Genomic DNA, 11,911 nt, shown 5'->3' on the forward strand with positions numbered 1-11,911 from the left:
CCATCAGCGCACCTCCAGGCTTTCGAGGCTCGAAACGTCAGGCCATGGCTCGTTCACCGCGCGATCCGCGGCATCGTCGACGGAGGCGCCGATTTCCCGGGAAATCTCTTCGATTTCCGCTTCATCGAGAACCTTCCGCGACACAAGTTCGGCGGCAAACCGTTTGATAGGATCGGCGTCGCGCCGCTCATCGACCTCTTCGTCCGTGCGGTACTTGGACTTGAGAAATCCCGCTTCGCCTTCAACGTGCCCGTGAAAGCGATAGGTTCGCGCTTCGATCAGGGTCGGACCATCACCGCTGCGCGCCCGGTCGATCGCCTCATGGGCGGCCTGCCACATCGCCGCGATGTCATTGCCGTCGACGGCGACCGAAGGCACCCCATAGGCGGCGCCCCGGTCGGCGATGTTGCCCGAAATGACCGCCTTTGTCGGAGAAAACTCGGAGTAGCCGTTGTTTTCGCATACGAGTATCAGCGGCAGTTTCCAGAGCGCCGATATGTTCAAAGCCTCGGACACCACACCTTGCGCCGACGCACCATCGCCGAAGAACGCGACGGCTACCGCTCCATTGCCGTCGAGCTGGGCGGCGAGCGCCGCGCCGGCGGCGAGGCCAATCCCGCCGCCGACGATGCCGTTGGCACCGATGATGCCTTTCGACATGTCGGCGACATGCATCGAGCCCCCCATGCCGCCGCAAATGCCGGAACTTCTCCCACGCACCTCGGCGAACATGGCGAAAAGGTCGCCGTCCTTGGCCAGATAATGGCCATGCCCACGATGGGTGCTGGTTATGTAGTCGCTGGCGGCGAGATGGGCGCAAATGCCGACCGCAACCGCCTCCTGGCCAATGTAGAGATGAACCGAGCCCGGAAGCTCGCCGGCCTTGAAATCGCTGGCCAGCCGCTCTTCGGCCTTTCGAATGAGCATCATGCGGCGGAACAACAGTTTCTGTTCCGCCGTGGGTATGTTGATCAGATTGGACATGTTGCTTTCGTCTCTCAGGCCCTCGCCCTGGACGAGGGCCAGAGGATCACCGGAAGGTCAGTGGTCGAGTCTCGCGAGCGTCTCTTCAAGCCATTCCGCCTGCACCTTGCCCATTTTGGCGAGGTGATCGACATTGGTGTAGAGGCTCATGTGGTCGATGCCACCCACCGACACCAGCTTCTTGTCCGGCGACGCGATAGCGTTGAACATCTCCACCTCGAGATCGGCGGACGTGATGTTGTCGGCGCGGGCCAACGCCACCATGACCGGGGTCTCGACGATGCGCTGGGCGTAGGGCTTCACCACATAGCTCAGCAGCCACTCGGTCGATTCGATCGTGTTCCAGTGCTCATGCAGCGGAGCTTCCTTGGCCTTGATGCCCATGAAGCCGGCATAGACGTGCGGGAAGGGCCAGGACGAGAGCTCCTTGGTCGGATCTTCCTTGGGTGACATCGGCATGTTGCCGCCCGGCTTGCCTTCGAAGCGCGCCTGCCGGTCGTCCGCGATCAGCTTCTGAAGCTCTGCGAAGCGCCGTTCGCCGTGCGTGCGCCGCATGGTCTGGAAGCCGTCGACCACCGGCACGGTCGAAATGACGAATGCGGGACGCGAATCCAGCGCCGCCGTGATGATGACGTGGCCGCCGGCATAGGAGATGCCCCAGATGCCGGTCCGCTTGTGATCGATGCCCTTCAACGTCTGGGCAAAGGAGATCGCGTTGCGATAATCCTCGATCTGCTCCCACGGATTGAGATGCTGGCGGCGGTCGCCCTCGCTCTCGCCGAAGTTGCGATAATCGAAATAGAGGGTTGCGCAGCCGATCGCATGAAACGACTTCGCATAGTGCGGCATCACCACTTCCTTGGTGTAGCACCAGCCCCCTGCCATGATGACCAGAGGCACGTCACCCGTCACGCCTTCGGGGCGGACGAGGATGCCTTTGAGCGTGTTGCCATTGCTCTTGAATTCGACTTGCTCGGCCAATTCCGGATCCTCCCTTGGCACTAGAACTATGCCGCGCAAACTGTTCGAAACGGAGCTGTCTGTCAACCGAATTTTGAACCAGTATTCACTTTGCGCGCTGGCAATCCGGGACCGAGTTTGCAAGCGATGGACCGCTGGTAGCCTGTGATCGTCGAGACTGCCGCGCGGGCCTGTCGATGGTGCTAGTTCGCGGCCGCCAGTCCGTGGTGCAGCAGGCGGCGATACGCGTCGGTGACGTGTTGGGGGAGCTGACGGACACCGCCGTCGGAGGGAACGTATCGGGCCGCGAGATAGTGGCGCGCCGCCATGAAGACATAGGCCAGCACTGGCAGTTCGCGGTCTTCGAAATCGACCAGTTCACCGGCCGATTTCGATCGCCGCAACAGGATTACGTAGGAATCCGCGAGATCGAAGAAATGGCGCCGGTAGGTCTCCGGGGCCCATACCGACGCCTCGGACTCGACCCGGATGTACCAGGGGCTCGTCGCCAGAAAGTCGAAGAAGCCGCAGAAGCCGCGGTACTCGCGCTCGAGCAGCGTTTCGGCGCCATGCGTGAAGGCGCGGACGTGGTCGATCATGGCGATCCGGACATGGTCCAGCAACTGGTCGAAGAGCTCCTGCTGCGATTCGAAATGCGTGTAGAGCGCGCCGACCGACAGGCTCGCGGCTTCCGCGATAGAGGTCACGCTCGTGGCGGCGAAGCCCCGCGCCATGACCACCCGGACGGCGGCATCCAGCAGGCGCTCGCGCGTGCCGCCCGACCGGGGACGCAGCCCGTGCGTCGCCAACTGCGACGGATCGAAATCGAAGCTCGGGGTCTGCGCGCCCGAAGCGATACCGTTGCGGATGAACTTGACGAATGTATCGGCAGCCCAATCCGGGATACCCGGTGCATCGCCGGCCGGACGGCCTCCGAATCCGAGCGCGATGTGCCCGATGGAACCGGCCAGGATCTCGGCGATGACGCGCGATTCGTCATCGGGGCATTTTCGTATCTGACCAGCGGCTTCCGCCGCATACTGGGCCTTGAGGTAGCGGTCCTCGACGCTGCCCATGTATTGCGCGTAACTGTCCGGCGCGGCGCATTCGGCATCTGTCATGACACGGAGGAAGTGCCTGTTTCGCTGCAGGAAGCGCGAGACCGCGAGGAAATTCCGGCGCTGGTCCTCGAAATAGTCACCGGTATCCCGCGCGTTCTGATCGAGGTACCGAAACAGCCGCATGCCTTCAGCGGGAAGCAGTTCGTTCAGGAAAGCCTGATGGGAGCCGAAGTAGGAGTAAAGCGTTCCCTGGGCCAGCCCGGCAGCATCAGTGATGCGCTGTACCGAGGCTTTGGTGTATCCATGCCGTGCGACGACCTTGAGCCCGGCGGAAATCAGCGCCTCGCGTCGCTCGCGCTGATTATCCTGCCGCGTCTTTTTCTTCGTCACTGTTCCCATCTGAGGTTTTTTCTTTCGCGATCAGATCGCGGACGAGATCGCGCAAGAGATTTTTCCGAACCTTGCCCGCGGCTGTATAGGGCATTTCGCTGACCACTTCCAAGCGCTCTGGAAACTTCTGCCGGGCAAGACCGCTGCTCGAGAGTGCGCGCTCCATCTCCGCGAAATCGAAATCCGCGCCGGGTTTCAGTGTCACCACCGCGCAGCAGGTCTCGCCCAGCCGATGGTGCGGCATCGCCACCACCGCCGCCACGTCGATTGCCGGATGTGCGTGCAGAATGTCCTCGATTTCCTTGGGACTGATGTTCTCGCCGCCGCGGATGATGAGGTCCTTGCTGCGGCCGGTGATGACCAGGCAGCCTTCCGGCGTCATGCGCGCGAGATCTCCGGTCAGGAAGTATCCGTCAGCATCGAATGCTGCTTCGTTGTCGTCAAAGCGGGCGTAGCCCACACAGACTTCTGGTCCGCGCGTCCTTATCTCGCCTTCTTCGCCCGGCGCCACGATCCGGCCGTCCGCGTCGGTGAGCCTGACATCGTGCGCGACCACGAAGCCTTCGGTGCTGGCGCCGAGTTCCGCCCGCGCCTTGTCCGGCACTCCGAGCGTGACGGTCGGCGCCTCGGTGCTCCCGTAGAGGCGAAAAACCGTACAGTTCTGGAGCGCGGCGTTGGCGCGGTGAACGACTTCCGGCGGCACCGGCGCGCCGCCGCTGGGAAAATAGCGCAGGCTCGGCATCGGCCGCGCGTGGTCTACGGCAAAGCGCGCCAGTTCCTGCACGAACGGGGTCGCGCCGATGGTGAACGTCACGCCATGGCGATCGATAAGATCGGCTGCCACGGCTACGTCCCAGATGTCCATCAGCACGACGCGGCATCCCAGCGTGACGGGAAGCTGAATTCCGTACAGATACCCCGTAATATGGCCGAGCGGCGACGGCATCAAAACCACGTCGTCGGAACCAAGTGTGAGGAAGCGAGCGAAGTTCCTCACCTCCGCGCCGATCGTGTTGTGCGTGTGCAGCACGCCTTTCGCCCGACCCGTCGTGCCCGACGTGTACATCAGAAGCTTGATGTCGTTGGCGTCGACGTCCGCAATTTCTGGGAGACCTGTGGGGTCGGCCAGGAGCATCTCGAAAGAGGTGCGATCGCTTTCGTTCAGCGGACGGACGAGAACTGTTTCGGGCCGGTCGCTCCACGCGCCCTCGATGCGCGACACCATCGCCTCATAGTCGAAGCGGCGGAAACTTTGCGGAACGAACAGGACGCGTGACCTGGCGTCGGCCACGATGTGCTGCACCTCGGCGTCGCGATAGATCTGAACGATCGGATTGCAGACCAGACCGCCATAGGCGCAGGCAAGTTCGATGATGATTGCCTCATGCCAGTTGGGCAGCTGGAAGCTGACGACGTCGCCAGGCACAAGCCCGCGCCTCTGAAGGGCGCTCAAGAGCCTCAGCGCCATCATCCGGCAGTCCGCCACGCTGAGCGACTTGTCCCCATCGATGACGAGGACCGTGCGGGGATCTGATCTCCACAGCCGTTCGAGATGTTGGGCCAGTGTGGAGCCGTCCCACTCTCCCGAAGCCATGCGCTCGACAACAATCGCTTCGGTCAGGCGTGTCTTCCATCGAGCGTTCATCGAAGGCAACTCCATTGGAGGACCGGCAAACTGCCGACCGGATGTTCCTTTGGCGCGAAGATCATTGTGAACTGCCAGCCGTCTGCCGTCCTCGTGGCGCGGTCTCCTGGCAGGGCGCGGGCAGCACAATCCCGTTGCTCACTCGCGCAGCCGAAACGACTAGCGGTTGAAGCAGAAGCGATGGATTTTCCGTCACGAATGCCTCCTGCGACCTGACGCTTCGGACCCGGTCAGACGAAAAACAGAACGATGGATGGGAACATCACGATCAGCGCCACGGTGAGCAGCATCACCACAGCGAACGGGAACGCTCCGATGAAAACGTCCCCCAGCGTGACGCCGTAATCGGACAGCGTGCTTCGAACGACGAAACACGAGATTCCGAAAGGCGGCGTCAGCAGCCCGATCTCCGTCGCAAGTACGGCGACGATTCCGAACCACACCAGACTGACATCGAAGGGAGCCAGAAGCGGAAGGAAAAGCGGAACGGTGATCAGGATGATCGAAACCGAGTCGATGATCGTTCCAAGGATCAGCGCCAGCGCGATGAACACCAGAAGGATGACGACGTAGCTTGCATCGAGATCGCGCACCATGTCGCCGATCTGCGTGGGCAGCCCCGATATCCCGAGCATCCGGCTGTACATCGTCGCGGAGATCACGATGAACAGGATCGACGCCGTGATGTAGCCGGTTTCGATCAGGATCGCCCAAAAGCCGCGCAGCGTAAGCCGGCGCTTCAGCAATGCCGCCACCAGCGCCAGAGCTGCGCCCACCGCGCCGGCCTCGGTCGGCGTGAACACACCGCCGTAAATCCCGCCGAGAACGGCAAAGACCAGCATCACGACCGGCGCGATCTTCCATACCAGTTCAAGCCCGGTGAGATTGTCGTTGGTGTCGATCGCCGCGGCCTTCTGCGGATCGGAGATGACGTATCGCGGAAAGAACTTGGCGGTCAGGAATATTCCCAACGAGAACAGGAAGGCCAGCAGCAGGCCAGGGCCGATGCCTGCGAGAAACATCGCGCCGACCGATTGCTCGGCGATAAGCGCATAGACGATGAGGAGGACGCTTGGCGGGATTAGCATACCGAGCACGGAGCTCCCGGCGACGACCCCGACTGCGAACCTCTTGTTGTAGCCGAACTGCAGCATCTCAGGCACGGCAATGCGCGAGAACACGGCCGCGGACGCGATCGTCACGCCGGTTATCGCGGCAAAAACCGTGTTCGCGGCAACCGTCGCGATACCCAATCCGCCGGCATATCGCCTCAACAACTGGTTGGCGACGATGTAACTGTCCCTGCCGAGATCGGCGGCGCTGACCAGCATTCCCATCAGCACGAACAGCGGCACCACACCGAAAATATAGTCGGCGATGCCCTGTGTGGCGGCCTGCGTCAGCATCAGCGTCGCAATGGTGAAGTTGCCCTTGATCAGCCAGACCCCCACGAACGACGTCAACGCGAGAACGAAGGGGACATGTATGCCGGCGTAGATCAAGGCGAGCATCACCAGGACGGAGACGATGCCGATCTCTATTGGACTCATCGCAGTCTGTGTCCTGGGCGTTGTCTTTTGATCAAATGCTGCTGCGGTCGTCGAACAACGCGCGCAGCGCGGCAAGGAAAAGCTGTATTCCGGTAAGGACCACGCCGATCGCTACCACCACCTTCGTCGGCCACACCGGGAAGGTGAACAGTCCCACGGTACCGACGTAGTATCCGCGCTCGTAATCGACGGGGATCGCGGGAATGATCCCATATGCCAGTATGGCCATCAGAGACAGACCGGTCAGCGCCGCTATGAAGTCGATGGAGCGCGCGATCTTCGGGCGCCGCGTCCGCAACATCGCTATGACGCTGTCGGCGCGCGTTATCCTGTCATTCGCGGTCGCGTCCGCCAGCTGGGCGAACACGATCGCGACAATGGATATCTCGACGATCTCGGCAACGCCGGCAATCGGAGCGTTGAGAAGATAGCGGCACGCCACGTCGGCGCAGATCAGGCACATCAAACCGAACGTCAGCAGGGATCCGAGCGCGTTGAACGCGCCCGAAACACTGTTGATGAAAGTGACAACGGGACCGCGCGGACGCGATGCCGTTGTCATTTCCGGGGCAGGTTCGGCCAATGGCCTATTCCTTGTCCCACTCGCGCGCGATCTCCTGATCGTTCGCCCGCAGCATGTCCATGTACATCGTCAGGATCTTCGAACCCGGCTTCCCGGCCTTGTCGGCCGCTTCGGCCCACTCCTGCGCGATGTTCGGCATTCCCGCCGCCATCTCCTGGCGCTGCTCCTGCGTGTACTGGACGATCGTGCCGCCGTTGGCCTTGTAGGTTTCCAGAGACGCATCCGCCGCCGCAACGACGTAGTCGGCCAGGGCGGTTCCGTAGCCCGCGGTCGCCTCCTCGATTGCCTCCTTCACGGGCTCGGGAAGAGTTTCCCAATAGGTCTCGTTTGCCGCGATAGCGAACGACGTGACGGCTCCCATGTCGGCTTTGATGAAGTACGGCGCGACTTCGTAGAGCTTGAAACCGGCTGCGGCTTCCGCCCAAACGGACGAGCATTCCGCGATACCGGTCTGCATGGCGTTGTAAAAATCACCGAGATTGCTGTTGACGCCAACCCCGCCGACGCCCTTGAAATAGAGCAGATTGGTACCTGCACCGGCGATCTTGACCCCGTCGAAGTCTTTCGGATTAGGCTTGTTGGTCTTGCAGACGGCCTCGTAATTGTCGACGGAACCGGCCGGCCCGATATAGTGCACACCCAGATCCGACCACTCCTGGGTGAACTCCGGAACTTCCTCGGCGATCTTGGCCATCGCGCGCGTGACGAGATGCAAGTCGCCGGTCGCGAAGGGGGTCACGAATGAAACGGCGTGCAACGGCAGCTTGTCGACGTGGAATGCCGGCACCACGATCGCGAGATCGGCGACACCGCTGGAAACGGCGTCGAGCTCGCCGCGCGGCTTGACGACCGTGCCGCTGAAACCCTTGTTCCAGTTGATGACGTAATCGCCCTTCTCCGCCAGCGCCTTGTCGACCTGCGGAATGAAGTACTCTTCGAAAATCTTGACCCACGAAGCAGTCGGCGCGTAGCCGGAAACCGCCGTGAGGTTGATTGTCTCAGCTGCGGTCGCGAAACCCGCACCCGTCGAAAGCACGGCGGCAAGAGCCGCGGCCGAAACGGTCGTCCTCATAGAGATAGTCATGCATTCCTCCCAATGTTGATCCTAGTCATGTGCGGCGCAGAGGTCTGCACCGAAAACACACTGCGCCGACGTCCCGATGCGCTTCGATGGAAGTCATCTTGAAAGTCCGGACGCGGGCCTCCCGCCTGCATTTGTCCGCTGCCATGTCGCGTTCGCAAAACGCATCTGGCGCTTTTCACGACCGCCAGATCGAAGCGACAACGGCTCCAAACCCTCCCCTATACACTGCATCCGTTCTACTGAATTTTGAACCATTATTCTAGTGCCAATGTTCCAGTTTCGATGCCCTGTTCCAGGCAGCTACGAAGGAAGCGCTCACCCGCCCGCGACACCGAGGGTATCCACGAACCAGTCGCGGGCGATCGCCGCCGCCTTCTCGACTTTCGACTTGTCGGAATAGAGCGTCATGTGGGTCGTATGCGGCAGGATTTCGAGCTTCTTCTTCGGAGTCGGAATCGCGTTGAACGCGTTGATCTCGAGATCCCAGAGCGTCAGGTCGTCACCCTCCGCAACGATCATCAATGTCGGGACATTGTAGATGCGCTTCACGAAGGAGCCGACGTCGTAGTTCAACAGGAGATCGACGGACTCCACGGTGCTTCGATTTTCGTAAAGCGGCGCTTCGCTCGCCTTGATCTTGAGAAAGGTTTCGACTGTCTCCGGAAACGGCCAGGACGAGACTTCCGACTCCGAGTCCGCTGTGGCATGGGGGAGATAGAGCCGCTTGCCCGGTTCCTCGTACCGGAGCTTGCGGTCGGCCAGGATCAAGTCCCAGAGCCTGCGATACTCCATCGTTCCGTGCGCGCGGCGCATGTTTTCATATCCGTCGACAACCGGAATCTGGCTGACGATCGATTTCACCCGGGGATCCGTGGCTGCCAGAACCAATGCGTGACCGCCTGAGTAGGATATGCCCCACACGCCGATGCGGTCGGCATCGACGCTCTCGTGTCGCTCGAGGAAGCTGATGGCGTTCTGGTAGTCGCGTATCTGCGCCCATGGATCGAGGTGCTGGCGGTTGTCGCCGTCCGACACGCCAAGATTTCGATAGTCGAAGATCAGGGCATTGATACCAGCCTCCGCAAACGCCTTTGCATAAGTCGGCATGACGATTTCGCGCACGTAACACCAGCCGCCGGCCAGTACGACCGTTGGCGATTTCTTCGGGCTGTCCGCGAGGAACAACCAGCCCCGGCAGGTTACCCCCTCCGACTCAAACTCGACATCGACACGCTTGGTCATTCGTCCTCCCCGACGCTTGCAAATTCGGCTCTCACACACCGTGCAGGACAGCGTTTCAGGCTGCCGCAATCGATTGCATTGGATTGTTGCGCTCTCGCCGCGCTTTGTCAATCGATTGCATGCAGAGATAATCCGGATTATGCATGGACCAACCGCAGCGCAGCCCGAGTTCGGGATGCCGTCGATCATGAACCGTGGGATTGCACCCGATGGCTCGCGTGAACATGCGCGAATTGGCACGTTCCCTCGGGGTCGACCGCTCGACGATTTCGCGCGCGCTCAGCACCGACAAGTCGCATCTGGTCGGCAAGGAGACGCGAGAGATCATTCGCAAGGCAGCCGAGGCTGCCGGCTACCGGCCGAACCTCACGGCCGCAACGCTGCGCCGTGGAAGCTCCAACACAATCGGCATTCTTGTGTCCGATCTGGAGAACGAGACCTTCATCACGGTGATCAGACGCGTCGTCGCGGAACTGGGCACGCCGGGGCAGCACCCCTTCACTCCGCTGATCGGTGAGACGCGCGATTCCCACCAGACCAGCCGCGAATTGCTCGATCAGTTCATCTCGCGACGCGTCGACGCGATCATCTCGCTCGCCTCGAGCGATACGGATGCGGAAATCCTGAGCGATGCGACGCGATACGTGCCGGTGATACTCGCCATTCGCAAGATCAATGGGATCAAATTGCCCACGGCAACGTGCGATGACGAAGCCGGAGGGGCCATGGTCGCCGAACATTTCGCGGAACGGGGTCACAAGGTCGTTTGCCAGATCAAGGGCCCCACGATTTCCGCGACGTTCGTCGATCGCGCGCTTGGATTCTCCAAAGCATGCGCGCGACTCGGCGTCCTTGAATGCGAACCCGAAATCGTCGCGCCGAATGCGACCACGGCCGCGGGACGAAAAGTCGGAGAGCAGGTGCTTTCGATGCGCCCGCGCCCTACCGCGGTTTTCGCCCACAATGATGCCCTGGCGCTGGGAATGCTGGAAACCATGCGGTCGGCCGGCCTGTCGTGCCCGGAGGACATCGCGCTCGCGGGATACAACAACACCCGGATCTCGCAACTTCTGTCCACACCGCTGACGACGGTTGATTATCCCGTCGAAGAGGTAAGCATTCACGCCGGCCAGGCGACCAAATCGCTTATCGCCGACCCAACGAATGAATGGTCGAGCCGGACGTTCGAGCCCAGACTGATCGTTCGAGGATCCACCTGATCCTATCGCCCCAGCCCCATCCAGTTGGCGATGTTGTTTCTCTGCACGGCCGACGAACCACCGATGATCGGAAGCAGCAGCACATCGCGCACATAGCGTTCCACGTCGAAATCCTTCACGTAGCCGTAGGCGCCGAGGATTTCCTGGCTGTCGAGGACAATGGATTTCGCGGCTTCCGTGACGAAGAGCTTCGTCATCGAGGTTTCGATGCCGCAGCGCTCTCCACGGTCGGCCATGGCGGAAGCGTTGTACATCATCAGTCTGGCAGCCATCAGCCGTGTATGCATATCGGCGAGCTTGTGGCGGATGGCCTGGTAGTGGGAGATCGCCTTGCCGAACTGCTTGCGCTCGTTGGCGTAGGTCCAGGCATCATCGACGGCGGCCGAGGCGATCCCGACGCCCATCGCGGCCACTTCCAGTTTCTCGACGTCGAGCCCCGCACCTGTCAGCATCTGCCAGCCACGGTTCCAGGCGTCCGGACCGCCCACGAGGTTGGAGGAGGGAACCCGGACATCCATGAAGCTCACGTCGGTCGTCGCGGCGCCTTTCATGCCCATCGAACCGATCCGCGAGATCGCCACGCCGGGCGTCTGCGGCGGGATGAGCACGAAAGACAGGTTGCCGTAGCGCTGGTCGGCCGGGCCGCTGCGAACCAGGGTATAGATGTAATCGCAGAACTCGCTGCCGGAGCAGAACCGCTTGTGCCCGTTGACGACCAGCATGTCGCCATCGCGCACCGCCGTCGTTCTCACGCTTGCCAGATCCGCGCCGACGTCGGGCTCCGTCCAGCCATAGGCGAACAGCATTTTTCCGGCGGCGATCAGAGGCAGCAGTTCAGATTTCTGTGCTTCGGATCCGCATTCCAGGATGTTCATCCCGGCGTAGCAGGCAGCCATGATGTAGGGCACCGACACCGCCAGGCTGCGGCGCGAGAGTTCCTCGATGACGATCATCGTCGCCGTGATATCCCGCCCCGCGCCGCCGTACTCTTCCGGGATCGTCAGTCCCATGACGCCCAGCGCCGCGAGCTCGTCGAATACATCCCGGGGGAAGACGTTCTCCTGATCCCAGCGCGCAGCTTCGGATCGCGGCATGTGCGCGTCGACGAACTTCCGCATGGTGTCGCGCAGCATGCGAATGTGGTCGGGTTCCGCGAAATTCATTCCAGCTCTTCCCAGTTGCCTGTCCGCAA

General features: G+C 61.6%; 10 protein-coding genes. 1 reads left to right on the forward strand and 9 read right to left on the reverse strand.

The features are described 5' to 3' along the window. Window positions 1-3: 3 nt before the first annotated feature. The 8 genes from BSQ44_RS04155 to BSQ44_RS04190 form a co-directional block, all read right to left on the reverse strand. Entirely contained in the window at window positions 4-942 is a 939-nt protein-coding gene (locus BSQ44_RS04155; protein ID WP_235633339.1) for a thiamine pyrophosphate-dependent dehydrogenase E1 component subunit alpha, read from the reverse strand. A gap of 99 nt (window positions 943-1,041) precedes the next feature. After that, on the reverse strand, window positions 1,042-1,965 hold the full coding sequence (locus tag BSQ44_RS04160; RefSeq protein ID WP_072602078.1) for an alpha/beta hydrolase: 924 nt from the start codon (window positions 1,963-1,965) through the stop codon (window positions 1,042-1,044). Window positions 1,966-2,147: 182 nt separating this feature from the next. Beyond that, window positions 2,148-3,404, reverse strand: a complete 1,257-nt coding sequence (locus tag BSQ44_RS04165) for a TetR/AcrR family transcriptional regulator (protein WP_083534443.1) — start codon at window positions 3,402-3,404, stop codon at window positions 2,148-2,150. Continuing rightward, window positions 3,367-5,040, reverse strand: coding sequence for an AMP-binding protein (locus BSQ44_RS04170; protein WP_072607844.1), 1,674 nt, complete (start codon window positions 5,038-5,040; stop codon window positions 3,367-3,369). Before BSQ44_RS04170 ends, BSQ44_RS04165 begins: the two co-directional genes overlap by 38 nt. A gap of 230 nt (window positions 5,041-5,270) precedes the next feature. Beyond that, window positions 5,271-6,665, reverse strand: a complete 1,395-nt coding sequence (locus BSQ44_RS04175; protein WP_335622617.1) for a TRAP transporter large permease — start codon at window positions 6,663-6,665, stop codon at window positions 5,271-5,273. After that, complete coding sequence (locus BSQ44_RS04180) at window positions 6,622-7,173, reverse strand: TRAP transporter small permease subunit (RefSeq protein ID WP_157894500.1); 552 nt, start codon at window positions 7,171-7,173, stop codon at window positions 6,622-6,624. The genes BSQ44_RS04175 and BSQ44_RS04180 overlap by 44 nt, the downstream gene beginning before the upstream one ends. Before the next feature lie 4 nt (window positions 7,174-7,177). Further along, window positions 7,178-8,257: a C4-dicarboxylate TRAP transporter substrate-binding protein gene (locus BSQ44_RS04185; protein ID WP_083534449.1), complete on the reverse strand. Its 1,080-nt coding sequence runs from the start codon at window positions 8,255-8,257 to the stop codon at window positions 7,178-7,180. A 315-nt stretch (window positions 8,258-8,572) separates the two neighbouring features. Next, entirely contained in the window at window positions 8,573-9,688 is a 1,116-nt protein-coding gene (locus BSQ44_RS04190) for an alpha/beta hydrolase (protein ID WP_235633340.1), read from the reverse strand. Between the two features lie 20 nt (window positions 9,689-9,708). On the opposite strand from BSQ44_RS04190, the gene BSQ44_RS04195 reads away from it, so the two are divergent. Beyond that, a complete protein-coding gene (locus tag BSQ44_RS04195; protein WP_072602084.1) occupies window positions 9,709-10,719 on the forward strand; it encodes a LacI family DNA-binding transcriptional regulator in 1,011 nt (336 codons plus the stop codon). A 2-nt stretch (window positions 10,720-10,721) separates the two neighbouring features. On the opposite strand, the gene BSQ44_RS04200 is transcribed toward BSQ44_RS04195, so the two are convergent. Then, the gene (locus BSQ44_RS04200) at window positions 10,722-11,882 is read right to left on the reverse strand and encodes an acyl-CoA dehydrogenase family protein (RefSeq protein ID WP_072602085.1); all 1,161 of its coding nucleotides are present in this window, start codon (window positions 11,880-11,882) and stop codon (window positions 10,722-10,724) included. Window positions 11,883-11,911: the final 29 nt, after the last annotated feature.

This window comes from Aquibium oceanicum, from assembly GCF_001889605.1.
Classification (GTDB): Bacteria; Pseudomonadota; Alphaproteobacteria; order Rhizobiales; family Rhizobiaceae; genus Aquibium; species Aquibium oceanicum.

What these genes read in the sequence shown, in the direction of transcription:
- BSQ44_RS04185 (WP_083534449.1), bottom strand. Translation starts at nt 8,257, where the DNA reads ATGACTATCTCTATGAGGACGACCGTTTCGGCCGCGGCTCTTGCCGCC.
- BSQ44_RS04195 (WP_072602084.1), top strand. Translation starts at nt 9,709, where the DNA reads ATGGCTCGCGTGAACATGCGCGAATTGGCACGTTCCCTCGGGGTCGAC.
- BSQ44_RS04190 (WP_235633340.1), bottom strand. Translation starts at nt 9,688, where the DNA reads ATGATCGACGGCATCCCGAACTCGGGCTGCGCTGCGGTTGGTCCATGC.
- BSQ44_RS04170 (WP_072607844.1), bottom strand. Translation starts at nt 5,040, where the DNA reads ATGAACGCTCGATGGAAGACACGCCTGACCGAAGCGATTGTTGTCGAG.
- BSQ44_RS04200 (WP_072602085.1), bottom strand. Translation starts at nt 11,882, where the DNA reads ATGAATTTCGCGGAACCCGACCACATTCGCATGCTGCGCGACACCATG.
- BSQ44_RS04165 (WP_083534443.1), bottom strand. Translation starts at nt 3,404, where the DNA reads ATGGGAACAGTGACGAAGAAAAAGACGCGGCAGGATAATCAGCGCGAG.